The following is a 24140-nucleotide window of genomic DNA, read 5'->3' as shown; positions in this document are numbered from 1 at the left end:
TTGATCCCTTATAATAGAAATCATGTATAATAAAAGAAACAGAGCAGGATTTTCAGGCAGCCTTCAAAAGGGTATGATAATATTTCATACTGTTTTTTCTTCCCAAAACACGATACACTTAGGTCAGTGAAGAAAATATACGGCATGACCGAAAAATGGGAGGTTTTTTATGGATAACGTGAAAGACAAAAAAGCCTTTTGGACGCGAATTCCTAACAGCGCCTGGATGGCATTATCGCTTCTTCTGGCAATTCTTCTCTGGATTTTGATTGCATCTACAGAATCCGGCGGAGTAGTATTTGCAGAACCTTGGGAGGTTTTTTCCAAGCTGACTGCAAAGATTCAGGATGGAACTCTGTGGCCTCATATTTATTCCAGCCTGTTTCGTGTAATTGTAGGATTTTCTCTGGGCTTTATTGTTTCTATTCCGATTGCATTTCTGATGGGATGGTATGCTCCTTTTAGAAACTTGGTAGCGCCTTGGGTGCAGTTTGTTCGTAACATTCCGCCTTTGGCATATATTCCGTTGATTATTACAGGAGCAGGAGTAGGCGAAGAGGCAAAGGTAATAGTTATCTTTATTGCATCGTTTTTGGTTCTGGTAGTAACAATTTACCAGGGGGTATGTAATGTAGATGTGACACTGATTAAAGCAGCAAGGGTGTTGGGTGCTTCTGATAAAGATATTTTCTTTAAAGTAATTATTCCGGCCTCTACTCCATTTATTCTGGTAGGTGCCAGATTAGGACTTTCCGCTTCCTTGACAACACTGGTTGCGGCGGAGCTTACTGGTGCTTCAAAGGGCTTGGGCATGATGATTCAGAAAGCACAGGGATATTATGATATGGCAACCGTGCTTCTCGGAATTCTTATTATCGGTGTGATTGGTATGCTGATGGAACAGCTGGTTAAATTCTTAGAAAGGAAGCTAACGGGATGGCAGGAAACGGTACAGTAAAAGTAAAAATTGACAAGGTTGAGAAAATATATAGTGGGCGAAATGGCGATATGGTTGCCTTAAATGGTGTCAGCCTTGATATCATGGAAAATGAATTTGTCTGTGTAGTAGGGCCGTCTGGATGTGGAAAATCGACACTGCTAAATATTATTGCAGGTCTTTTGGAACCTACCTCAGGTGCAGTTTATGTAGATGGAAAAGAAGTACATGGACCTGGTCCGGAGCGTGGTGTAGTATTTCAGCAGTATGCATTATTCCCCTGGCTGACTGTACTGAAAAACGTACAGTTTGGCCTGAAACTGAAGGGAATGGGTGAGGCAGAGTCCAGGGAAATTGCCATGAAATATTTGAAAATGGTAGATTTGGAACAGTTTGCCGATTCTTATCCGAAAGAGTTGTCTGGTGGTATGAAGCAGAGAGTAGCGATCGCAAGAGCCTATGCCGTGGATCCTTCCGTTCTTCTGATGGATGAACCCTTTGGAGCTCTGGATGCTCAGACAAGAACGCAGCTTCAGTCAGAGCTGATTAAAACCTGGCAGGAGCAGAAAAAAACGTGCTTCTTTATTACTCACGATGTGGAAGAGGCAGTGATTCTGGCAACGAAAGTAATTATTATGAGTGCAAGACCAGGACGAATTAAAAAGATTGTTGATGTCAATCTTCCGTATCCACGAACACAGGAAATGAAGATGGAGCTTCCGTTCCTGGATTTGAAGACCTACATTTGGGGCGAGGTATATCAGGAGTATCTGGAGGTTCGCAAATAGAAACAAAGAGATTTGCTGAAAGTGGGAACGATACAGACAGAAATCAAGATGGCAGATAACACAAAATTAAGTAGAAACATACCCTGCGGGGAAGAAGGAGGATAAACTATGAAAAAACAGGTAAGCGTGATTCTGGCAGCAGCATTGGCGGCAGCGTCTCTTGCAGGCTGCGGTGGAGCTAAGAAGGAAGAAACACAGGCAGCAGCAACAGAGGCTCCCAAAACAGAAGCAGCAACAGAAGCTGCGACATCTGCTGAGGCAGAGCCAGAAACAGAGGCAGAAAGCTTTGAACCGGAAACAGTTCGAGTTGCCTATATGCCTAATATGGGAAGTGCTTCCCTGGCTGTAACGGCAAGAGAAAAGGGATATTTTGAAGAGATGGGGCTGACTGTTGAATTAGTTGAGTTCCAGGGCGGACCGGCTGAAATAGCAGCTATGGCGGCAGGTGATATCGCAATTTCTCAGATCGGTCATGGAGCACATGCTCTTTGTGCTGAGGGTGAGGCTGTTATTTTCCAGATTGACTGTACCAGCCTTGCGGATGCAGTTATCGGAAATGCAGACAAAGGAATCAGCTCTATCGCAGATTTAAAAGGAAAGAAGGTGGCTGCAACCAGTGGTACTTCTGCAGAAATTATTTTGAATCTGGCTTTGAAGTCTGCTGGACTGACTTCTGATGATCTTGAGATTGTAGAAATGGATGCTAACGGTATGGTAAGTGCTATGGTAAGCGGCAATGTAGATGCCTGCGCAACCTGGTCTCCGGGAACTGTAACCATCAGCGAAGCTCTGGGAGATAAGACCGTATGGCTTGCTACAAACCAGGATTATATCAATGAAGCAACCTTCCCGTCCAGCTTTATTACAACTCAGAAATATGCAGATGAGCATCATGATGTTCTGGTTCGCTTCAGCCGCGCACTTCAGAAGGCTGCAGATTACAGAAATGAGCATATCGAAGAAGTTGCAGAAATGGTTGCAAAACAGTGTGAGGTTGATGCATCTACTATGCTGGCTTGTGTTGGCGAAGGAAACTGGACTATTACCAGTGATTTCCAGAAAAAAGCTCTGGAAGATGGAACCATCCAGAAGTATTACGAGAACCAGCAGCAGGTATTTATTGATGGTGGACGTCTTACCGAGAAGGTAGATGTAAATGAATATGTTCTGTTTGATGTTATGAAAGAAGCTAACGAGGCAAATAACAAATAAAAATCAGGCAGGAAAAAGGGAAAAGGCAGAAATGTAATGTTTCAGCCTTTTCCCTGCACCTGTTTATGGAGTTAAAAATGCTGTTTATTATTCTACTGTTTCTTGCTGTTTCATCCATAATCCTGTTTTTCTTGAAACGTGACAGGGAAACCTTTTTTTTGCTGGGAATGTGCTTCAGCTTTATTGTTATGTTTATAGGTATTACTATTTACCTGGCAAAAACAGGAGGTCTTTCCCCGGAACAGAAAATGTTCCTTTTTTTTGATACCAGAATTCAGAGATGGCTGTCTTATCTCATTTTCCCTTTGAGAAATCTGGGATATACCATAGCGGTAGGAAGATATTTGTTCCCTTTCTTTTTGCTGACGTTTGCAGCAAATAAAAGTATGATTCCTTCTATCCAGAGGCTCAAACATAAGTTTTGGTTGTTTTTGCTTCTGCCTGCAGTCAGCCTTCTGATTTATTATCCCAATTTCTTTTTCGAACTGGTAAAGGGAAGGTTTGAGCTTCAGAAGCTCTTGATGAGAGGTACCTTCTGCTGGATTCATATTTATTTAGCGGTTTCTGTGTTTCTTCTGTGTTATGAGTATTACCGCATTACAATTCCTCATTGTAAACGCCAGTTCCGGTATATCTTAGTGTTTATCCTTAGTGTAACGGTACAGTATGCTATTTATTGTGTCCAGGATCCGATTCAGGTATATCAGATTTATTCTCAGGAATATATGCGGTTTAATGGGCGTTTATATACAGATTCGACGATGAGTGTCGCAGGCTGGTATCTGTTTGCTGTAATAACACTTTTGTTTGTCGTTCTTGGATTCTGGAGTCTGCGCACCTATACAGAGATCGACAGAAAAGAAAACAGAGATGAGATCCGCATTCAGCGTAAATTTGAAACAGCAAGTATGGGAGTGACGGTGTTTGTCCACAGCATAAAAAATCAGCTGCTTTCAAACCGTGTTCTGTGTAAAAAAATACGCCGGGAATTAGCTGCAGAGCAGCCGGATATGGAAAAACTGAGAGAATATGCCTGTATGTTGGAGCAGTTTAATGAAAATATGCTGGGAAGAATGGAAGAACTATATAAAAGCATTAAATCCAATGCTTTGATTTTATCACCAATTCCGGCAGGACAGGTGGTTACCCAGGCAATCCGGCAGTTTCAGCAGAAATATCGAGGAGTGTCCGTAGATGTTCTCGGAGATCAGGATGAGGTTATTCTGGCGGATGTGCAGCATTTGGGAGAAGCTGTGTATAATCTGCTGACTAATGCTCATGAGGCATTTTTAGTTTCTGGAAAAACAGAAAAAGAAATTCTTCAAATTATTCTTCACAGTGAACGTTTTTATATTGGATTTGAAATTCGGGATAATGGAAATGGGATCGCAGAAAAGGAACGGCAGAAAATTTTTTATCCATTTTATACGAGTAAAAATACCAATAATAACTGGGGAATGGGACTTTATTATGTACGAGAAATTGTAAAGGGGCATTTTGGTATGATGAAGATGGAAAGCGTTCCTGGAGAAGGAACCAGTTTTTGTATGATGATACCTCGATATGAACCCAGAAAGAGACTAAACTTGAAGTGGAAGAGAGGGGAAGTATGATAAAAGTAGCAATTGTAGAGGATTTTGAACTGATTCGGGAAGATCTAAAGGAGCTGATTGACAGCCAAGAAGATATGCAGGTTGTGTGGGCAGCAGAAACAGGTGTCCAGGCAGTAGAGCTGGCAGAAAAAGAAGCGACAGATATTATTTTGATGGATATTGAAATGGAAACCATCAACGCAGGGATTCTTGCGGCAGAAAAAATCAGGGATAAGAATTCGGAACAGAAGATTATTTTTATGACAGCTCATGAAACGAATGAGATGATCATTACTGCCATGGGAACAGGGGCTGTTGATTATTTGGTAAAAGGAGAGGATAGTGAAGAGATCCTGTCTCATATCAGAAATGCTTTTGCTGGGCGGGCGACAATGAATTCTCGCATTCAGGAAACGATTATGCGTGAATACTCCCGCTTGCAGCGTTCAGAACGGAGCCTTTTGTTTTTCATTCATAATGTTTCTCAGCTAACAGCAGCAGAGCGAGAACTGGTAAAGCTTTTGCTGGAAGGAATGAAAGTAAAAGAGATTGCGCAGGTTCGCTGTGTGGAAATGATCACCGTCAAAACTCAGATTAAAAGCTTGCTGCGGAAATTCGGATGCAGCAGAACAAAGGAAATTGTGTCTATGATCCGGGATTTAAATTTATCCCATCTCTTTGTGTAAAAATAAGGCAAACGATTGAGTAAAAATTTGAACAAAAAAGACTGGTTTATGTTACAATGAAAATAAGAAAAGGAGGTATGTCACAATGAGACACGAATACTACGGATACAGCAAAGAGGAACTTCTTGCAAATCCGAAGATTTCCCTTGTATGTATGGCGGATAATGAGCAGGTATTTCGTCATATGGCAGGGGAAATGGCTGAAACAATTGAAGCCCACAACGCAGAGGGAAAAACAACGGTATTTATCTGCCCTGTCGGCCCGGTTGGCCAGTATCCATTTTTCGTTGAAATGGTAAATGAAAGAAATATCAGTTTAAAAAACACATGGTTCATTAACATGGATGAATATCTTGACGACGAAAAGCAATGGGTTCCTATGGATCATCCTCTGAGCTTCCGCGGTTTTATGGAAAGAACGGTGTATTCGAAGGTGAAACCGGAGTTGGTAATGCCGCCAGAACAGAGAGTATTCCCGGATCCCAATAACATTTCCTATATTCCGGAGCTGATTGAACGTCTTGGAGGAGTTGATATTGCATTTGGAGGCATTGGAATCAATGGTCATGTAGCATTTAATGAAGCAGATCCTTCCCTGACAGGAGATGAATTCCTTGCACAGAAAACGAGAGTGCTGGAAATCAGTCCGGAAACGAGAGCAGCGAATGCGATTGGTGATTTTAATGGTGCCCTGGAAGATATGCCACACTATTGTGTAACCATTGGTATTTATGAGATTGCTCATGCAAGGAAAATTCGCCTGGGCTGTTTCCGTAACTGGCACAGAGCAGTTGTCCGCAGAGCAGCTTATGGTGAACCTACTGCTGAATTTCCGGTAACCTTGCTTCAGAGTCATCCGGATCTTACACTGACGTTTACAGATTTCGTGGCAGCATTGGAAGGCTAAACACGGATAGAAAGAAAGGGGAGGTTTTGCATGAAAACGTTGCTGAAAGGCGGCACTGTTTACAGAGATCATAGATTCGTGGCTGCTGACATCCTGACAGAAGATGGTGTGATTCGGCAGATTGGCAGTAATCTTGAAGCAGACGGTGCTGAGGTTTTTGATGTTTCTGGCTATCGGATTGTACCGGGCTTTCTTGATATTCATACCCATGGGGCAGTTGGTGTGGATGTAAATGCTGCAAAACCGGAAGATTTTGAGAAGGTTTGCCGTTTTCAGGCAAGCCAGGGCACTACCGGCTGGTTGGGCTCTGTGCTGACAGATACAAGAGAGCAGACCTTATGGTGCATTGAGCAGTTTAAACAGTGGGAGAACCTGGAGCATAAAGGAGCCGAACTGCTGGGAATTCATTTGGAAGGACCATTTTTGTGCCCGGCCTACAAAGGCGCAATGCCAGAGCATCTGCTTCAGATGCCTAATCTCGAACTTCTGAAGGAGTATCAGGAAGCAGCAGAGGGAAGAATTCGCTACATCACCGTATCACCGGAGCTGGATGGAATGGTTGAGTTCATTGCTGAGATTGGAAAGCTGGGGATTGTTACAGCAATCGGACATTCTGGAGCGGATTACGAGACTGCCCAGGCAGCGATTGCAAACGGTGCAGAAGCAGCAACTCATACAGGAAATGCTATGAAGCTTCTTCATCAGCATTTTCCGGCTATTTGGGGCGCTGTTTTAGAGGATGACAACGTTTACTGTGAGATTATTTGTGACGGACGTCATCTTCATCCAGGAACGGTACGCCTGATCATCAAGACGAAAGGTGTGGATCGGGTAGTTGCTATTACGGATTCTATTATGGCGGCTGGACTTCCTGATGGAAAATATAAGCTGGGCGTTAATGATGTTGTTGTTGTGGACGGGGATGCACAGCTGGCAAATGGAGGAAGCCGGGCGGGAAGCACGCTGACCTCTGGTCAGGCATTGAAGAATCTGCTGAAATTTACAGGACGTCCGCTGGAGGAAATCATTCCTATGCTGACAGAAAATCCGGCAAAGCTGATTCGGGTTTACGATCGGGTTGGTTCCATTGAAGAAGGAAAAGCGGCAAACCTGGTTGCTCTGGATGAAGAATGTAATGTCTGCAGAACTTATGTAAAGGGAATGCTGGTATACGAAAAATAAAACAGAAGGATTTCTGAAATGAAAGGAGAGGAAAACGGGATGGCAGGAAATGTACTGGTAGTACACGGCGGTGGCCCTACGGCAGTGATTAACGCTTCTTTATATGGTGTTATTATGGAAGCAAAGGAAAGCGGCGTCATCGATCATGTGTATGGAGCCATCGGAGGAAGCGAGGCGGTGTTAAAGGAGCAGTTTCTTGATTTGATGAAATATCCCCAGGAAAAACTGGAGCTTCTTTTAACCACACCGGCTACGGCTATCGGCTCCTCCCGCTATGCGCTGGAGGAAGAGGATTATCAGGCCATGGGGGCGATTTTTAAAAAGCATGATATCCGGTATGTTCTGTTAAACGGAGGAAACGGAACCATGGATACCTGCGGAAAAATTTATCGGGCATGTAAGGATGCAGGTGTCTGTGTTGTGGGAATTCCCAAAACCATTGACAACGATATTGCTATTACCGATCATACCCCTGGATATGGAAGTGCTGCTCGCTATATTGCGGAAACAACGGCAGAGGTTGGCGTAGATGTAAAGGCGCTGCCGATTCATGTCTGCATTATTGAGGCTATGGGCCGTAATGCCGGATGGATTACCGCAGCCTCTGCTCTGGCAAGAAAAAAACCAGGCGATGCGCCGCATCTGATTTATCTTCCGGAGCGTCCATTTAAAGAAGAAGAGTTTCTGAAGGATGTAAAACGGCTGTATGATCAGCTGGGCGGTGTTGTCGTTGTTGCCAGTGAGGGACTGAAAAAAGAAAACGGGGAGCCGATTGTTCCTCCGATTTTCAAGAGCGGCCGTTCTGTATACTATGGTGATGTCAGCGCTTATCTGGCAGAGCTGGTAATTAAGAATCTGGGAATTAAAGCCAGAAGTGAAAAGCCGGGGCTTTGTGGCCGGGCATCTATCGCGCTTCAGTCCAGTCTGGATCGGGACGAGGCTGTTCTGGCTGGCCGGGAAGCTTTGAAAGCAGCCATGCGAGGCGAAGGCGGAACTATGGTGGGCTTTATCCGGGAAGAGACACCGGACGGCTCCTATAAAATGCATACCCGCATGATCCCCATCGAAGAGGTTATGCTGTATGAGCGTACCCTTCCAGGAGAATATATTAACGAGCGGGGCAACGATGTAACCCAGGCATTTACTGACTGGTGCAAACCGCTGATTGGAAGCGAAATCCGTGATTTCATTGATTTTCAGGAGCTTTACAGAGAAGAAAAGGGAGAACAGGCATGAAACATATTTTTTTAAATCTGAAACGGTTTGATATCCCCAAAGAACTTGGCGGAGTCAATGCCATTGCCCCCATCCATCAGTGGGGAAGCTATATTGTTGAGAATACACAGGAAGCGCTGAAGGCCTATGAGGGAGAGGACGTGGAGTTTGCCATGTATTTTCCAGAGGCTCATCTGATTCCGGCAGTCAATGCTCTCTGTGAAAACAGCCCCGTACAGGTAGGCTGTCAGAGCGTATACCGGGATGATACGGCAGTTGGCGGAAATTTCGGTGCCTTTACTTCAAACAGAACTGCTAATGCAGCAAAGGCAATTGGATGTGCAACAACCATCATTGGTCACTGTGAGGAGCGCCGCGACAAGGCTGGGGTTCTGGCAGAGGCAGGTGTTACCGATACAGCAGCAGTAAACCGTCTGCTGAATCAGGAGATTAAGGCTGCTGTAAAAGCAGGTCTTAAAGTACTTTACTGCATTGGAGAATCCTCTGAGGAGCAGTCCAGATGGCAGGAGGTGCTGAGAGAACAGCTGGAAACTGGTCTGGAGGGTGTAGACAAGTCTATGGTTACGATTGCCTATGAACCTATCTGGGCTATCGGACCTGGAAAAACTCCGCCGGATCAGGAATACATAACTATGATTGGTACCTTTGTAAAAGAAGTGACCGGAGGAATGGATGTGGTTTACGGCGGCGGTCTGAAAACAGACAATGCGAAAATGCTGGCATCGATTCCGGTAATGGACGGAGGTCTGATTGCTCTGACCCGTTTTTCCGGCGAGATCGGATATTATCCGGAGGAATATCTGGAAATCATCCGTACCTACATGGGTAAATAATTAAAACAGCTGTTTGTGCCGCGGCAAGCGGCACAGAAAATAAAAATGCGATCAAAATCAAGGAGGTAATATATGAAAGTATCATTTGAGTACGGACATGGCCTGATGACAGCAGAGCTTCCGGATTCTACAGACATTTTTATTCCAGGAGAAACTGTTCCGGATCCGCCTTATATTCCAGAGGATCAGATTGAGGCAAAAACCCTGGAATCTATCCGCAATCCAATGGGAATGGAGCCGCTTTCCAAGCTGGCTCATAAAGGCTCCAAGGTTACCATTATTTTTCCGGACCGTGTAAAGGGAGGCGAGCAGCCGACCTCTCACAGAAAGGTGTCTATTCGTCTGATTCTTCAGGAACTGTATGCAGCAGGTGTAGAAAAGAAGGATATTCTTCTGATTTGCTCAAACGGTCTTCACAGAAAGAATACAGAGCAGGAAATCCGCGGTGTTCTGGGTGATGAGCTGTTTAACGAATTCTGGTATACGCATCAGATTATTAACCATGACAGTGAGGATTACGATCATCTGGTTGATCTGGGAACTACCGATCGCGGTGACCCTGTACTGATGAATAAATATGTATATGAAAGTGACGTGGCAATTCTGATTGGCCATACACAGGGTAACCCGTACGGCGGTTATTCCGGAGGATACAAGCACTGTGCAACAGGTATTACCCACTGGAGATCCATTGCATCTCATCATGTTCCGCAGGTTATGCATCGCAAGGACTTTACACCGGTAAGCGGCAAGTCTCTGATGCGTACTAAATTTGATGAGATTGGACAGCACATGGAAAAATGCATGGGCAAGAAATTCTTCTGCTGCGATGCAGTTCTGGATACAAGATCACGCCAGATTGAGATTAACAGCGGCTATGCTAAGGTAATGCAGCCTCATTCCTGGATTATGGCAGATAAGCGTACCTATGTTCCGTGGGCAGAGAAAAAGTATGATGTTATGATTTTTGGTATGCCTCAGTTCTTCCATTACGGCGAAGGTATGGGAACGAACCCCATCATGCTGATGCAGGCGATTTCCGCTCAGGTAATCCGTCATAAGAGAATTATGAGCGATAATTGTGTCATTATCTGTGCTTCTCTGTGCAACGGCTATTTCCACGATGAGCTGTGGCCGTATTTAAGAGAAATGTATGATATGTTCCAGAAGGACTACATGAATACTCTTCCGGATATGAACCGGTATGGTGAGTATTTTGCAACCAATGAGGAATATATCCGCAAATACCGCTTCTGCAATGCCTTCCATCCGTTCCACGGCTTTTCTATGATTAGCTGTGCTCACATTGCAGAAATGAACACCTCTGCTATCTATCTGTGCGGCGCTCAGGAGCCGGGCTACGCAAGAGGAATGGGTCTTAAGACAAGAGCGACGATTGAAGAGGCTCTGGAGGATGCAAAGAAGAAATTTGTAGGACCGAACCCCAACATTCTGGCTCTGCCTCAGACCTTTAAGCTGGGCGCAGTTCATCTGATGATGAAGGATGATGTATATCAGGGCTAAGACACAGGGAATTGCTTATGCGTATTTTTGATGCATGCAGTCGTGAAAGGAGAAGCAACATGCCATTAATTCCATTACGGCCTCTTCTGGAGGCAACAGTGAAATACGGTTTTGGTCAGGGCGCATTTAATGTAAATGCTGTTGCTCAGGCTAAGGCAGCGATCGAGGTTCATGAGATGTTCCGTTCCGCAGCGATTCTTCAGGGCGCGGATCTGGCTAACGGATTCATGGGCGGAAGAACAGATTTTATGAATGCAACACTGGAAGATAAAAAAATCGGTGCTAGAAATATTGCGAATGCAGTGAAAAAGTACGGTGCTGATTCAGAGATTCCAATTGTACTCCACCTGGATCATGGAAGAGACTTTGATTCCTGTGTGGCGGCGATTGAGGGAGGATATACCTCTGTTATGATTGATGGTTCTTCCCTTCCGTTTAAGGAAAATATTGAGCTGACCCGGGAAGTTGTTAAGTATGCGCATGCCAGAGGCGTTAGTGTAGAAGGAGAACTGGGCGTTCTGGCAGGAGTAGAGGATCATGTTTTTTCTGCGTCTTCCACTTACACCAATCCCCTGGATGCAGTAGAATTTTTCCAGAAAACAGGTGTAGATGCTCTTGCAATTTCTTATGGAACCATGCATGGTGCATCAAAAGGAAAAGATGTTAAACTGAGAAAAGAGATTGCAATTGCAATCCGGGAATGCATGAATCATCTTGGAATATTCGGTGCCCTTGTTTCCCATGGCTCTTCTACCGTTCCGAAATATATTGTAGACGAGATTAATGGTCTGGGCGGCGAACTGACGAATACTTATGGTATTTCTATTGAAGAGCTCAAGAGTGCTATTCCCTGCGGCATCAGCAAAATCAACGTAGATACCGATATTCGTTTGGCAGTTACCCGCAATATGAAGGAACTTTTTGCCAAATATCCGGAGAAACGGAGCAGCAGCTCCATCGGTGCTATTTATGAATTGCTGGAAAGCAAGAAGAATCAGTTTGATCCTCGTGTGTTCCTTCCTCCGATTATGGATACCGTAATGTATGGAAACATTCCGGATGATGATGTTGCAGCAATTGTAGATTGCGTGGAACGCGGAGTTCGGGAAGTTGTTGGTACTTTGATTGTTCAGTTTGGCTCCTTCGGAAAGGCTCCTCTGGTTGAGCAGGTAAGCCTGGATGAGATGGCAGAACGTTACAAGAAAATGAAATAAAAGACCGAACAGCCCTGCTCCCTGATTGTGGGAGCGGGGTTGTTTAATTTCACAGAAAAGTTTGTTTCGTGAAATTAAATATTCTTCGAGAATCTGTCCTGATATAAGCTTTTCTGTTTTATGAGTTCCGTGTGGAGCTGTAAAAATATATATTGATTTATATACCATAATTTAGTATATTAGTTAAGGAACAGAGTTACCGGCAGACACCGGAAAGGAGATACGTAAATGATTAGGATAGCTGTGGACGCCATGGGAGGCGACAATGCCCCAGGCGAAATTGTAAAGGGTGCAGTGGATGCAGTGTCCAAAAGAAGCGATATTCAGGTGCTTTTAACAGGACAGGAGGAAGTGGTGAGAAAGGAGCTGGAGAAGTACAGCGTCTCCCAGGACCGGATTACGATAGTCCCTGCCTCAGAGATCATAGCTACGGATGAGCCTCCGGTGAACGCCATCCGCCGCAAGAAGGATTCTTCTATTGTTGTAGGAATGAACCTGGTGAAAAAGGGTGAGGCAGATGCCTTTGTTTCTGCCGGAAATTCCGGAGCGGTTTTAGTTGGCGGACAGATGATTGTCGGCAGGATCAAGGGTGTGGAGCGAGCTCCCTTTGGTGCGCTGATTCCCACAGAAAAGGGGGTATCCCTTCTTCTTGACAGCGGTGCCAATGTGGACGCCAGACCGTCCCATCTGGTTCAGTTTGCACGGATGGGTTCTATTTACATGGAACATGTAATAGGTATTACCAGACCCAGAGTGGGAATTGTGAATGTCGGCGCGGAAGAGGAAAAGGGCAATGCACTGGTGAAGGAAACCTTCCCTCTGTTAAAGGCATGTGAGGATCTGAATTTTACAGGAAGCATTGAGGCCAGAGAGATCCCTCATGGCGGAGCAGATGTAATTGTGTGTGAGGCGTTTACCGGAAATGTAATTTTAAAGCTGTATGAAGGAACCGGGGCTACGCTGATCAGCATGGTAAAAAAGGGAATGATGAGCTCCTTTAGGAGCAAGCTGGGTGCTTTGCTTGTTAAGCCTGCTTTGAAGGAAACCCTGAAGCGTTTTGATGCTTCCCAGTATGGCGGAGCGCCCCTTTTGGGACTGAAAGGCCTTGTGGTGAAAACCCATGGAAATGCAAAGGCTGGCGAGGTCTGCAATTCCATTATTCAGTGTGTGACCTTTAAAGAACAGGGGATTAGTGAAAAAATCAAGGAAAGCCTGGATGCCAAAGAACAGGCAGAAAAATAATAAGGACAGGAGAGGGATTTATGGAATTTGAAAAGTTACAGGAAATCATTGCAGAGGTTATGAACGTGGAGACGGATGATATTACTCTGGATACTTCCTTTGTGGAGGATCTGGGTGCAGATTCTCTGGATATTGCCCAGATTGTCATGGGAATTGAGGAAGCGTTTGACATTGAGATTCCGTCTGAGGCTTCCGAGCAGATCGCTACGGTAGGAGATGCTGTAGAGCAGATTAAGAACGCAATGAACTAAGGTTGCTAAAAGCGAAGGGGCTGACGCAGAATATCTGCGCGCCCCTTTTCTGAATACCTGAGAGAACACAAGACAGAGTTCCGGAAAAGCACCGGCACACTGTTTGTAATAGGAAGGAGCATGCAGGAAATTATGAATCGTGATTTAAACGAACTGCAGGAAATTACCGGCTATGAGTTCCGGGACAAAGAACTGTTTTGCCGTGCGCTGACTCACAGCTCTTATGCAAACGAACACAGAATGGCAAAAAAACAGTGCAATGAAAGACTGGAGTTTTTGGGAGACGCTGTGCTGGAACTGGTATCCAGCGATTTTTTATATCACAAGTATCCGGACAAGCCGGAGGGAGAACTGACGAAAATCCGTGCAAGTATTGTGTGCGAACCAACACTGGCATATTGTGCTGCGGACATTCATCTGGGCTCTTATTTGCTTTTGGGAAAAGGAGAAGAAGCGACGGGAGGAAGAGAGCGGAATTCTGTTGTTTCTGATGCCATGGAGGCGCTGATCGGCGCAATCTATCTGGATGGTGGTTTTGCTAGTGCAAAAGAGTTCATTCACCGTTTTATATTAAATGATATTGAGCACAAACAGCTCTTTTATGATAGCAAGACTATCCTGCAGGAAATCGTGCAGGCTTCCTACGAGGAACCTCTGGAGTATGAGATTTTAAAGGAGGAGGGGCCGGATCACAATAAAACCTTTGAGGTTCGTGCGCTTCTCGGCACAAAGGAAATCGGACGGGGCAGCGGCCGGACGAAAAAGTCTGCAGAAGCTGTTGCGGCTTATCGCGGAATTCTGAAGCTGAGGGAAGAGGTATGTATTTAAAAAGTATTGAAATACAGGGATTTAAGTCCTTTGCCAACAAGATCCTTTTTGAGTTTCACAATGGAATTACAGGAATTGTAGGGCCAAACGGAAGCGGAAAAAGCAATGTTGCAGATGCCGTCCGGTGGGTGCTGGGAGAGCAGCGCGTAAAACAGCTGCGGGGCGGCTCTATGCAGGATGTTATTTTTGCCGGTACAGAAATGAGAAAGCCTCAGGGCTTTGCCTATGTAGCAATTACTCTGGATAACTCGGATCATCAGCTTTCTATTGATTATGATGAGGTTACGGTTTCCAGGCGCCTTTATCGTTCCGGAGAAAGTGAATATCGGATTAACGGCAGTGCATGCAGGCTGAAGGATATTAACGAGCTGTTTTATGATACCGGAATCGGAAAAGAAGGTTATTCTATTATCGGGCAGGGTCAGATTGATAAGATTCTAAGCGGTAAGCCAGAGGAACGGCGGGAGCTGTTTGACGAGGCCGCCGGGATTGTGAAATTCAAACGGCGCAAGGCCATCGCCCAGAAAAAGCTGGAGGACGAGAAGCAGAATCTGGTCCGGGTGACAGATATTCTTACAGAGCTGGAAAAGCAGGTAGGCCCTCTTGCCCGCCAGTCAGAAACGGCAAGAAAATATTTAAGTCTGAAGGAGGAACTGAAGACTTATGATGTAAACCTGTTTCTGATGGAAGCGGAGGTTCTTCGCAGTCAGCTGGGAGAACTGGAGAAAAAAGAGGCAATTGTGTCCGGAGATCTGAAAGAAACGATGGAACAGTCAGAGGCACTAAAGAGTGAGTACCAGCAGCTAGAGCAGGAAATTGCCGGATTGGATACAGAGATTCTTGAGGAGCGGGGAAAATTAAGCCAGGCGGAAATGCGCAAAGGAAGTCTTGAGGGACAGATTAATGTGATCCGTGAGCAGATTAACAGTGAACGGATGCATGCAGAGCATATTCGTTCCCGGATTCAGGCGATTGCCCAGGATGCGGAGGAAAAAAGTAGCCAGATTGCCCTGTACCGGGAGGAACACGCAGGAATCGCTTCTGAGGAGGAGATAAGCCGGAAGCGTCAGGAGGAAGCTGAGGCCGGACTGATGCACAGGGATGAGCAGCTGATGCTTTTGGATCAGAAGCTGGAGGAGGCAAAAAGCAGTATTATTGCCGGGCTGAATGAAAAAGCGTCTCTCACTGCAAAGCAGCAGCGGTATGAAACTATGCTGGAGCAGGTTCAGGTAAGGCGCTCTGAGGTAGCTCAGAAAATTCTCAAGTTCAAAAGTGATGAGTCTGTTCAGGATGAACAGCTTCAGGAGGCATTAAAGAAGCTGGCAAAGGCTCAGGAGGAGCAGGAGGCGCTGGCATCTGCCCAGACAGAATGTGAGGAGCAGCTGGCTTTCTATGAACAGGAGCAGCGGCGCCTGACAAAAAATCTAAATGACCAGCAGCATGAATACCACACAGCTTCCACAAGGCTGGAGTCTCTGCGCAATCTGGCAGAGAGGTATGAAGGCTATGGAAACAGTATTCGACGAGTGATGGAGGTCCGGGATCGGATTCACGGAATTCGTGGTGTTGTGGCAGATCTGGTGACTACAGAGAAGGAATACGAAACAGCCATCGAAACTGCTTTGGGCGGAAGTATTCAGAATGTGGTAACCGATTCTGAGCAGACGGCCAAACAGCTGATTGAATATCTGAAAAAAAATCGTTATGGCCGGGTAACCTTTCTCCCGCTGACCAGCATCGGAGGCGGAAGTGGTTTTTCCAGGCCGGAGGCATTAAAGGAGCCGGGAGTAATCGGACTGGCCAGTGAGCTGGTTCATGTAAAACCGGAATATCAGGTTCTGGCAAAATATCTGTTAGGCAGGGTGGTCGTGGCAGATACCATTGATCACGCCATTTCCCTGGCAAAAAAGTATAAATATACGCTGCGGATTGTTACGCTGGAGGGAGAGCTTTTAAGTGCAGGCGGATCCATGACCGGCGGCGCATTTAAAAATTCCAGCAATCTCCTGGGAAGAAAGAGGGAGATTGAAGAACTGGAGGCAGTCTGCAAGAAGGCACTGTCTGCAGCTGACAGTATTGAAAAAGAACAAAAGCTTAATGAGGGGCTGATGACAGAGAAGCATGAGGAGCTGGAGGAATTGAAGAACCGGCGCCATCAGGTTTCTCTGGTACAGAATACCCATCAGATGAGCGTCAGCCAGCTGGAGGATAAAAAGGAGGAGATTCGGGAATCCTATCAGGATCTGAATCTGGAAAACAGGCAGCTGGAAGCTCAGCTGCGGGAAATTGAGGAAACAAAAAAGAAGCTGGAGCAGGCTGCTACGCAGCTGACTGCCCAGAATGAGGAAACCAACAGCCAGATTGAACAGATGGCTGTCTGGATGGACGAGGATCGGAAAAACAGGGAAGAGGCCGCAAGGGGATTGGAGGAAATCCGCCTGGAAGCTGCCGCCCTGAAACAAAAGGTTGATTTTGTAAAGGAGAATATCCGCCGCGTTGAAACGGAACTTAAGAAGCTCAAGGAGGAGAAAGAAGAGCTGGAAGCTGGAAGCTCTGCCTCCGGAGAGGCGGTATCTGCAAGACAGAAGGAGATCGAACGCTTAAAGGAAGAAATCGTTCATGCAGAGGAAGAAAAAGAACAGCTGGAGAACAGCGTAAAAAGCCGCAGTTCATTAAAGGAAGAAAAGGCCAGCCGTCAGAAGGCATTTTTCAGCCGGAGAGAGGAGCTGTCTGAGCGGACAGGCCAGCTGGATAAGGAGCTGTACCGGATTCAGGGACAGAAGGAAAAGCTGGAGGAAAAACAGGAAAGTCAGATCAATTATATGTGGAATGAGTATGAGCTGACTTACAGTACAGCCCTTCCTCTGAAAAACCCGGAGCTTACAGTTCTGACGGATGTCAGAAAGGGTATTGAGCAGTTAAAAGCTTCCATTCGTGCATTGGGCAATGTGAACGTAAATGCCATTGAGGATTATCGTGAGATTTCTGAGCGGTATGAGTTTATGAAAAACCAGCACGAAGATCTGGTTCAGGCGGAGGCTGCGCTGCTGCAGATTATTGAGGAGCTGGATACAGGAATGCGCCGACAGTTTCAGGAAAAATTCCGGGAAATCCGACAGGAATTTGACCGGGTATTTCGGGAATTGTTTGGGGGCGGACACGGAACTCTGGATTTGCAGGAGGATGAAGATATTCTGGAAGCAGGGATTCAGATTATTGCCCAGCCGCCGGGCAAAAAGCTGCAGAATATGATGCAGCTTTCCGGTGGAGAAAAGGCTCTGACAGCAATTTCTCTGCTGTTTGCGATTCAGAATCTGAAGCCGTCACCCTTTTGTCTGTTGGACGAGATTGAAGCGGCTCTGGATGATTCCAATGTAGATCGGTATGCTGGATATCTTCACAAGCTGACAAAAAATACACAGTTTATCGTTATCACGCACCGAAGAGGCACTATGGTGGCTTCTGATCGGCTGTACGGAATTACCATGCAGGAAAAAGGAGTATCCACCCTGGTATCTGTTAATTTAATTGAGGATCAGCTGGACGAGTGAGAATAGGTAAGTAAAACAGAAAAAGCTGGATGAATCAAACTGCGGACAACGCAGAAAATACGCCGGTCAGCATGCCGGAGGGGAATAGGAAGGAGAACGACATGGAAGAGAAGAAGAAGGGGTTTTTCAGCCGGCTGGTAGAGGGACTGAATAAGACAAGAGAAAATATTGTATCAGGGATTGACTCTATTTTCAGCGGTTTTTCAGCCATTGACGATGATTTTTTTGAGGAATTGGAAGAAACTCTGATTATGGGAGATATCGGAATCCAGACAACGATGACGATTATGGAGGATCTGAGAAAAAAGGTAAAGGAGCAGCATATTAAGGATCCGTCCCAGTGCAAGCAGCTTCTGATTGATTCCATCCGAAGCCAGATGGATTTAGGAGAAAATGCCTATGAATTTGAAAACCGTCAGTCTGTTGTTCTGGTAATCGGCGTAAATGGAGTGGGAAAAACTACTTCTGTAGGAAAGTTGGCCGGACAGCTGAAGGACGAAGGCAAAAAGGTGGTTCTTGCAGCAGCCGATACCTTCCGTGCAGCAGCGATTGAACAGCTGACCGAGTGGGCAAACCGGGCTGGTGTGGAGATTATTGCACAGCAGGAGGGCTCTGATCCGGCGGCCGTTATCTATGATGCTGTGGCAGCAGCCAAATCCCGGAAAGCAGATGTTTTGATCTGCGATACAGCCGGACGGCTTCATAATAAGAAAAACCTGATGGAGGAGCTGCGCAAGATCAACCGGATTATTGAAAAGGAATATCCGGATGCCTACCGGGAAACCCTGGTGGTGCTGGATGGAACAACAGGACAGAATGCTCTGGTTCAGGCGAAGCAGTTTATGGAGGTTGCTGATATTACAGGCATTATTCTGACAAAGCTGGATGGAACGGCGAAGGGCGGAATTGCAGTTGCGATTCAGGCAGAGCTGGGGCTTCCGGTTAAATATGTCGGTGTGGGAGAAAAGATTGACGATCTGCAGAAATTCAATTCTACAGATTTTGTTAATGCCCTGTTTGATGTAAAGCAGGACTGATAGAAATAAAGGACAGAGGGAGAGAGGACAAAAGTTATGGAAAATACAGAGAATATGGAGCTTTTAGAGAACGGACAGGATGAAGAAAAAATGACTCTGGAGAAATTTGAGGATGCCACAGAAGAGGTAAAAAAGGTTACTCAGGAGACGAAGCTGGTTTTCAGTGAATATTATTCATCGATTACAGGAAATAAGGTTTATTTCAAACCGGAAAATATGCAGTATACCGGCGCATATAAGGTGCGGGGCGCTTATTACAAAATCAGTACGCTTTCAGAGGAGGAAAAGAAACGGGGACTGATCACTGCCTCTGCGGGAAATCATGCCCAGGGTGTGGCCTATGCCGCCAAGCTGGCCGGAATCCGCGCTGTTATCGTAATGCCCACAACCACGCCTTTAATTAAAGTAAACCGCACCAGAAACTATGGGGCAGAGGTAATTCTGCACGGCAATGTTTTTGACGAGGCCTGTGCCTATGCTTATCAGCTGGCAAGTGAAAATGGATATACCTTTGTGCATCCCTTTGATGATCTGGATGTGGCAACAGGTCAGGGAACCATTGCCATGGAAATCATTAAGGAGCTTCCCACAGTAGACTACATTCTGGTTCCTATTGGAGGAGGCGGACTTTGCACAGGTGTTTCCACCCTTGCCAAGCTCCTGAATCCGAAGATCCGGGTTATCGGCGTAGAGCCGGCAGAAGCCAACTGCATGCAGGAATCCTTAAAAGCCGGTCATGTAGTAGCGCTTTCTGACGTAAATACCATTGCAGATGGTACGGCGGTGAAACGCCCCGGTGAAAAGCTGTTCCCTTATATTCAGCAGAATGTGGACGAAATCATTACGGTAGAGGATTCCGAGCTGATTGTTGCATTCCTGGATATGGTTGAGAACCATAAAATGATCGTAGAGAATTCCGGACTTCTCACAGTGGCAGCACTGAAGCACCTGGATGTGAAAAAGAAAAAAATTGTATCTATTTTAAGCGGCGGCAATATGGATGTGATTACCATGTCCTCGGTTGTTCAGCATGGACTCATCCAGAGAGATCGTATCTTTACCGTATCCGTACTGCTTCCGGATAAGCCCGGTGAGCTGGCAAAGGTTTCCTCACTTCTGGCGGAGGAGAAAGGAAATGTGATTAAGCTGGAACACAATCAGTTTATCAGCATTAACAGAAATGCAGCTGTGGAGCTTCGGATTACTCTGGAGGCAGAGGGTACGGAACATAAAAACAGAATTGTTCAGGCCTTAAATGATGCGGGATACCGCCCCAAGCTTGTAAAATCCAAGGGCGTGTACAGTGACTGATTCTGCTGTAAGGAAAAATGGGGGTATCTGGGATGAGCGAGGATGCTAGGACTGCGCCGTTGGCGTTGAATATACATTATTTTATCAAATGGACCCTGATTTCCGTTGTGATTGGCCTTACTGTAGGCGCAATAGGAACGGTATTTGGACACGGCGTAGCCTGGGCAACCCGGGTGTGGAATCGTTACCATTGGACGGTTTTTCTCATGCCGGCAGCAGGTCTTCTGATTGTCTGGCTGTATCGTGCTTGCCGGGAAGAAAAAAATCGTGGAACGGACATGGTGATTGAAGCTGTTTCTGCCAATGAAGAGGTAACCTTTGCTACTGCGCCGCTGATTTTTATTTCTACGATACTGAGTCACTGTGTCAGTGCTTCTCTGGGGCGGGAAGGGGCAGCCCTTCAGCTGGGAGGAAGTCTGGGAAACCTGATCGGCAAAGTGATGAAGCTGGATGAAAAGGATAAAAAGGTAGCGGTTATGTGTGGAATGAGCGCAGGCTTTGCAGCTCTTTTTGGGACACCGCTGGCAGCTGCTGTCTTTGCCATGGAGGTAATCAGCATTGGTGTCATGTACTATGCGGCCCTGGTTCCCTGTGTATTTTCCGCTTTTCTCGGAGCGGCTCTGTCTTCTCGCTTCGGACTGAAGGCAGAGGCCTTTTCTGTGGGACAGATTCCGGAATTCGGTTTGTATGGAGCAGCCCTGTCCATATTTTTCGGTATTCTCTGTGCCTGCGTAGGAATTGTTCTTTGTATCAGCCTTCATAAAAGCGGCCATCTGTACCGGAAATATCTTCCAAATCCGTTTCTGCGGATTCTGGCTGGAAGCGGAATTTTTATTCTTCTGACATTGATATTTTCAGATAGGACATATAATGGAAGCGGTATGGCTCTGATTGAGCGCTGCTTTGAGGGGGAAGCTGTTCCCATGTATGCATTTCTTCTGAAAATTTTGTTTACAGCAGTAGCGCTGGGGGCCGGATTTAAGGGCGGGGAAATTGTTCCGACCCTTTGCGTAGGCGCGGTATTCGGCTGTACAGCCGGAACCATTCTTCATGCCCCGGCTGGTCTGTGCACGGCAATGGGCATGGCCTGTCTGTTTGTCAGTGTAACAAACTGCCCTGTAAGCACCATGTTTCTGGCTTTTGAAATGTTTGGATTTGAAGCCATGCCTTATTATGCCTTGGCAGTGGGAGTGTGTTTTACGCTTTCTGGATACTATGGGCTTTACAGCAGCCAGAAATTTATTTATTCCAAAACAAGGGCAGAATATATTAACAGAAAATCTCATTAAAAACATAATAAACGGAGGACTTGTATGCGAACCGTAATCAATCATGCAACTATTCTTACCATGGATTCGGAGAAACACATTTATAAAGACGGATATGTGGTAATGGAAGGGAATACGATCCTGGAAACGGGAGAAGGAGAGGGGCCGAAGGATGCGGACTGTGTTGTAGATGGCAAAGGCGGAATCCTGATGCCTGGTATGGTCAATGTACACAGCCATATTTCCATGATTCCGTTTCGCTCCATGGGAGATGACTGTCCTGATCGTCTGAGGCGGTTTCTGTTTCCTCTGGAGCTGGAGGCCATGACTCCGGAGCTTATTTATTTAAGCGCCCGGTATGCAGTCTGCGAGCTTTTGCTGTCTGGTGTGACTACGGTATTGGACATGTATTATTTTGAAGATCAGGTTGCCCAGGCATGTGAAAAAATGGGAATCCGCGCGTGGGTGGGAGAGACCGTTATTAATATGGAAACCTGTGACAGCAAAGAGCCCTACGGAGGACTTGCCCTCTGTGAGGAGCTTTTGAAAAAATGGTCCGGCCACGACAGGATTCACCCGATGGCTGCTCCCCATGCTACCAATACCAATTCTCCGGAAATGCTGAAGGCAGCCTATGATCTGGCATGCCGCTATGAGGCTCCCTATACTCTCCATGTAAGTGAAATGGATTATGAAATGGAGCTTTTCCGGGAGCAGTATCAGAAGACACCGATTGAATTCCTGGCGGATTTGGGCGTCCTTGGCCCCAGAACCATAGCTGCCCACTGTATCCACGCAACCGATCATGACATTGCTCTGTTTGCAGAAACGGGAACAAAGGTGGCTCACTGTGTAGGCGCCAATACAAAAGGAGGAAAGGGTGTCTGCCCTGTTCTGGATATGAGAAACCAGGGCGTTTGTGTGGGCGTGGGAACAGATGGGCCGTCTTCTGGTAATACGCTGGATCTGTTTACCCAGTTTAAGATGATTGCTTCTGCTCAAAAAACAAAATACCACAGCCGCGGCGTTTTTCCGGCAGTGGATATTGTGGAGATGGGAACGATGGGCGGCGCCAGGGTTCTGGGGGCAGAGCAGGAAATTGGCTCTATTGAGCCGGGAAAGAAGGCGGATCTGGTTCTTTTGGAAACAGAGTCTGTTAACATGTTCCCCATATACAATGTATACTCTGCTATTGTATACTCTGCAAATGCGTCAAATGTAGACAGTGTATGGGTGGATGGAAAACGCCTGGTGAAAAATCACAGACTTCTTTGCGCGGATCTGGCAGCTGAGAGAAAGAAGCTGTCAGATGCTATGGGCGAATTTGCCAGCCGGGCAGAAAAATATCCGGATGTGCTTTGATTGTTTTTCAGTCTTTGACAAAAAACAGACAAAGGTACGATTTTTGTCAAAGCTATGCAGAATTGCGATAAAAATATGCACATAATTTGACGAATCGGGTTGACATTTGTTCTTTTCAATGTTATGTTAATATCGTTATTAGAGGAATTGATAAAGACTCGGCTATTTATTAGAGGGACTGATTAATGAGTGGGTATTCGACTTATAAATGCAAGTCCCTTTTTTCTGTCACAGTTTTTATGTTGCAGAAAGGAGTGTTTTTGCCGTAATATCGCCTCTTGCAACAGCAAAAGATTGAGAAAGAAAGGTTGGTAGAACCGTGCTTGAGAAAAAAACAAAGATTTACTGGCTGTTTATTCTTCCCGGCTGCCTGTTTCTGGCTGTATTTATGCTGATTCCGCTGTTTTCGTTGATTTTGACGACATTTTTTGATGAAGCGGGCGGGTTTAGCCTGAGAGGATATTTCAGTCTTCTGGAAAGCACCTACTTTAAACAGGTTTTCTGGAGAAGTATCCGTCTGAGTCTTATCAGTACAGTGGCATGTGCGCTTCTGGGATTCCCTACAGCGTATTATATTTCCAAATATTCCAAGAACAAGGGAATGCTGATGGCTCTGGCCGTATTCCCCATGTTTACCAGTCCGGTTATCCGTTCCTTCAGCTGGATGGTTATCCTTGGAAAGAAGGGCTTTGTCAATAATCTTCTGGTCAGCAGCGGAATTGTAGACAAGCCAATTAGTCTTCTGTACAACGAATTTTCTATGGTGGTAGGCTTTATTCAGCTGTTCCTGCCTCTGATGATTCTCTCACTGATTGGAATTATGGACAATATTTCCGAGGATCTGAATCTGGCAGCCGGAAGTCTTGGGGCATCCAGAGCCAGTACATTCCGCCATGTAATTCTTCCGTTAAGTATTCCCGGTCTGGTAACGGGAAGCGTTCTGGTATTTACCGGCTGTCTGACAGCCTACACCACCCCGCAGCTTCTGGGTGGAACCGACACTCGTGTGCTTGCTACCATGATTTATCAGCAGGCCATGTCTCTGGGTGACTGGACTCAGGCTTCCGTAGTGGCTGTAGTTATGATTGTGGTGACCATGCTGGTTTCCAGCGGCATCACAGCAATCAGTAAAAAACTGAACCCGACGGTCTGACCGTTGTAGAGAGGATAAAGGAGAAA

At 45.9% G+C, this 24140-nt stretch carries 20 protein-coding genes; all 20 read left to right on the top strand.

Translation table 11 applies throughout. The features are described 5' to 3' along the window. Nucleotides 1-169 precede the first annotated feature (169 nt). The 20 genes from ACESON_RS02665 to ACESON_RS02570 all read left to right on the top strand — a co-directional run bounded on the left by ACESON_RS02665 (nucleotide 170) and on the right by ACESON_RS02570 (nucleotide 24114). Complete coding sequence (locus tag ACESON_RS02665; RefSeq protein ID WP_177960106.1) at nucleotides 170-958, top strand: ABC transporter permease subunit; 789 nt, start codon at nucleotides 170-172, stop codon at nucleotides 956-958. After that, nucleotides 937-1725, top strand: a complete 789-nt coding sequence (locus ACESON_RS02660) for an ATP-binding cassette domain-containing protein (RefSeq protein ID WP_177960105.1) — start codon at nucleotides 937-939, stop codon at nucleotides 1723-1725. Before ACESON_RS02665 ends, ACESON_RS02660 begins: the two co-directional genes overlap by 22 nt. 108 nt (nucleotides 1726-1833) lie before the next feature. Beyond that, nucleotides 1834-2937, top strand: coding sequence for an ABC transporter substrate-binding protein (locus tag ACESON_RS02655; RefSeq protein WP_373108378.1), 1104 nt, complete (start codon nucleotides 1834-1836; stop codon nucleotides 2935-2937). A gap of 167 nt (nucleotides 2938-3104) precedes the next feature. Further along, on the top strand, nucleotides 3105-4550 hold the full coding sequence (locus ACESON_RS02650; RefSeq protein WP_373108613.1) for a sensor histidine kinase: 1446 nt from the start codon (nucleotides 3105-3107) through the stop codon (nucleotides 4548-4550). Next, entirely contained in the window at nucleotides 4547-5215 is a 669-nt protein-coding gene (locus tag ACESON_RS02645; protein ID WP_177960102.1) for a response regulator, read from the top strand. The genes ACESON_RS02650 and ACESON_RS02645 overlap by 4 nt, the downstream gene beginning before the upstream one ends. A gap of 85 nt (nucleotides 5216-5300) precedes the next feature. Further along, on the top strand, nucleotides 5301-6122 hold the full coding sequence (locus tag ACESON_RS02640) for a glucosamine-6-phosphate isomerase (RefSeq protein WP_177960101.1): 822 nt from the start codon (nucleotides 5301-5303) through the stop codon (nucleotides 6120-6122). Nucleotides 6123-6152: 30 nt separating this feature from the next. After that, nucleotides 6153-7304, top strand: a complete 1152-nt coding sequence (nagA, locus tag ACESON_RS02635; RefSeq protein WP_177960100.1) for an N-acetylglucosamine-6-phosphate deacetylase — start codon at nucleotides 6153-6155, stop codon at nucleotides 7302-7304. Nucleotides 7305-7343: 39 nt separating this feature from the next. Continuing rightward, nucleotides 7344-8540: a diphosphate--fructose-6-phosphate 1-phosphotransferase gene (locus ACESON_RS02630; protein ID WP_177960099.1), complete on the top strand. Its 1197-nt coding sequence runs from the start codon at nucleotides 7344-7346 to the stop codon at nucleotides 8538-8540. Beyond that, complete coding sequence (locus ACESON_RS02625; RefSeq protein ID WP_177960098.1) at nucleotides 8537-9373, top strand: triose-phosphate isomerase; 837 nt, start codon at nucleotides 8537-8539, stop codon at nucleotides 9371-9373. Before ACESON_RS02630 ends, ACESON_RS02625 begins: the two co-directional genes overlap by 4 nt. 72 nt (nucleotides 9374-9445) lie before the next feature. Continuing rightward, nucleotides 9446-10897: a lactate racemase domain-containing protein gene (locus ACESON_RS02620; RefSeq protein WP_177960097.1), complete on the top strand. Its 1452-nt coding sequence runs from the start codon at nucleotides 9446-9448 to the stop codon at nucleotides 10895-10897. Nucleotides 10898-10956: 59 nt separating this feature from the next. Continuing rightward, nucleotides 10957-12111 (top strand): ketose-bisphosphate aldolase, encoded by a 1155-nt coding sequence (locus tag ACESON_RS02615; protein ID WP_177960096.1) that lies wholly within the window; start codon nucleotides 10957-10959, stop codon nucleotides 12109-12111. 228 nt (nucleotides 12112-12339) lie between these two features. Beyond that, the gene (gene plsX, locus ACESON_RS02610; protein WP_373108374.1) at nucleotides 12340-13353 is read left to right on the top strand and encodes a phosphate acyltransferase PlsX; all 1014 of its coding nucleotides are present in this window, start codon (nucleotides 12340-12342) and stop codon (nucleotides 13351-13353) included. Between the two features lie 20 nt (nucleotides 13354-13373). After that, a complete protein-coding gene (acpP, locus tag ACESON_RS02605) occupies nucleotides 13374-13604 on the top strand; it encodes an acyl carrier protein (RefSeq protein WP_177960094.1) in 231 nt (76 codons plus the stop codon). A 132-nt stretch (nucleotides 13605-13736) separates the two neighbouring features. Continuing rightward, the gene (gene rnc / locus ACESON_RS02600; RefSeq protein WP_177960126.1) at nucleotides 13737-14432 is read left to right on the top strand and encodes a ribonuclease III; all 696 of its coding nucleotides are present in this window, start codon (nucleotides 13737-13739) and stop codon (nucleotides 14430-14432) included. Then, nucleotides 14423-17983, top strand: a complete 3561-nt coding sequence (smc, locus tag ACESON_RS02595; protein WP_373108373.1) for a chromosome segregation protein SMC — start codon at nucleotides 14423-14425, stop codon at nucleotides 17981-17983. Before rnc ends, smc begins: the two co-directional genes overlap by 10 nt. Before the next feature lie 101 nt (nucleotides 17984-18084). Continuing rightward, the gene (gene ftsY, locus ACESON_RS02590) at nucleotides 18085-19020 is read left to right on the top strand and encodes a signal recognition particle-docking protein FtsY (RefSeq protein WP_373108372.1); all 936 of its coding nucleotides are present in this window, start codon (nucleotides 18085-18087) and stop codon (nucleotides 19018-19020) included. 36 nt (nucleotides 19021-19056) lie between these two features. Beyond that, nucleotides 19057-20331, top strand: a complete 1275-nt coding sequence (gene ilvA / locus ACESON_RS02585) for a threonine ammonia-lyase (protein WP_373108370.1) — start codon at nucleotides 19057-19059, stop codon at nucleotides 20329-20331. Nucleotides 20332-20363: 32 nt separating this feature from the next. After that, nucleotides 20364-21620 (top strand): chloride channel protein, encoded by a 1257-nt coding sequence (locus tag ACESON_RS02580; protein WP_177960091.1) that lies wholly within the window; start codon nucleotides 20364-20366, stop codon nucleotides 21618-21620. 24 nt (nucleotides 21621-21644) lie between these two features. Then, entirely contained in the window at nucleotides 21645-22961 is a 1317-nt protein-coding gene (locus ACESON_RS02575; RefSeq protein ID WP_177960090.1) for an amidohydrolase family protein, read from the top strand. A gap of 319 nt (nucleotides 22962-23280) precedes the next feature. Further along, a complete protein-coding gene (locus ACESON_RS02570; RefSeq protein ID WP_373108368.1) occupies nucleotides 23281-24114 on the top strand; it encodes an ABC transporter permease in 834 nt (277 codons plus the stop codon). Nucleotides 24115-24140 lie beyond the last annotated feature (26 nt).

Origin of the sequence: Lachnoclostridium sp. Marseille-P6806 (assembly GCF_964238185.1) — a bacterium.
In the GTDB taxonomy this organism is placed as follows: Bacteria; Bacillota; Clostridia; order Lachnospirales; family Lachnospiraceae; genus Brotaphodocola.
The sequence above is the reverse complement of the archived record's forward strand: the minus strand, read 5'-3'. Positions and strand labels throughout refer to the sequence as shown.

Coding starts and splice junctions, on each gene's coding strand:
- ACESON_RS02665 (WP_177960106.1), top strand. CDS start 170: ATGGATAACGTGAAAGACAAAAAAGCCTTTTGGACGCGAATTCCTAAC.
- ACESON_RS02660 (WP_177960105.1), top strand. CDS start 937: ATGGCAGGAAACGGTACAGTAAAAGTAAAAATTGACAAGGTTGAGAAA.
- ACESON_RS02655 (WP_373108378.1), top strand. CDS start 1,834: ATGAAAAAACAGGTAAGCGTGATTCTGGCAGCAGCATTGGCGGCAGCG.
- ACESON_RS02650 (WP_373108613.1), top strand. CDS start 3,105: ATGTGCTTCAGCTTTATTGTTATGTTTATAGGTATTACTATTTACCTG.
- ACESON_RS02645 (WP_177960102.1), top strand. CDS start 4,547: ATGATAAAAGTAGCAATTGTAGAGGATTTTGAACTGATTCGGGAAGAT.
- ACESON_RS02640 (WP_177960101.1), top strand. CDS start 5,301: ATGAGACACGAATACTACGGATACAGCAAAGAGGAACTTCTTGCAAAT.
- nagA (WP_177960100.1), top strand. CDS start 6,153: ATGAAAACGTTGCTGAAAGGCGGCACTGTTTACAGAGATCATAGATTC.
- ACESON_RS02630 (WP_177960099.1), top strand. CDS start 7,344: ATGGCAGGAAATGTACTGGTAGTACACGGCGGTGGCCCTACGGCAGTG.
- ACESON_RS02625 (WP_177960098.1), top strand. CDS start 8,537: ATGAAACATATTTTTTTAAATCTGAAACGGTTTGATATCCCCAAAGAA.
- ACESON_RS02620 (WP_177960097.1), top strand. CDS start 9,446: ATGAAAGTATCATTTGAGTACGGACATGGCCTGATGACAGCAGAGCTT.
- ACESON_RS02615 (WP_177960096.1), top strand. CDS start 10,957: ATGCCATTAATTCCATTACGGCCTCTTCTGGAGGCAACAGTGAAATAC.
- plsX (WP_373108374.1), top strand. CDS start 12,340: ATGATTAGGATAGCTGTGGACGCCATGGGAGGCGACAATGCCCCAGGC.
- acpP (WP_177960094.1), top strand. CDS start 13,374: ATGGAATTTGAAAAGTTACAGGAAATCATTGCAGAGGTTATGAACGTG.
- rnc (WP_177960126.1), top strand. CDS start 13,737: ATGAATCGTGATTTAAACGAACTGCAGGAAATTACCGGCTATGAGTTC.
- smc (WP_373108373.1), top strand. CDS start 14,423: ATGTATTTAAAAAGTATTGAAATACAGGGATTTAAGTCCTTTGCCAAC.
- ftsY (WP_373108372.1), top strand. CDS start 18,085: ATGGAAGAGAAGAAGAAGGGGTTTTTCAGCCGGCTGGTAGAGGGACTG.
- ilvA (WP_373108370.1), top strand. CDS start 19,057: ATGGAAAATACAGAGAATATGGAGCTTTTAGAGAACGGACAGGATGAA.
- ACESON_RS02580 (WP_177960091.1), top strand. CDS start 20,364: ATGAGCGAGGATGCTAGGACTGCGCCGTTGGCGTTGAATATACATTAT.
- ACESON_RS02575 (WP_177960090.1), top strand. CDS start 21,645: ATGCGAACCGTAATCAATCATGCAACTATTCTTACCATGGATTCGGAG.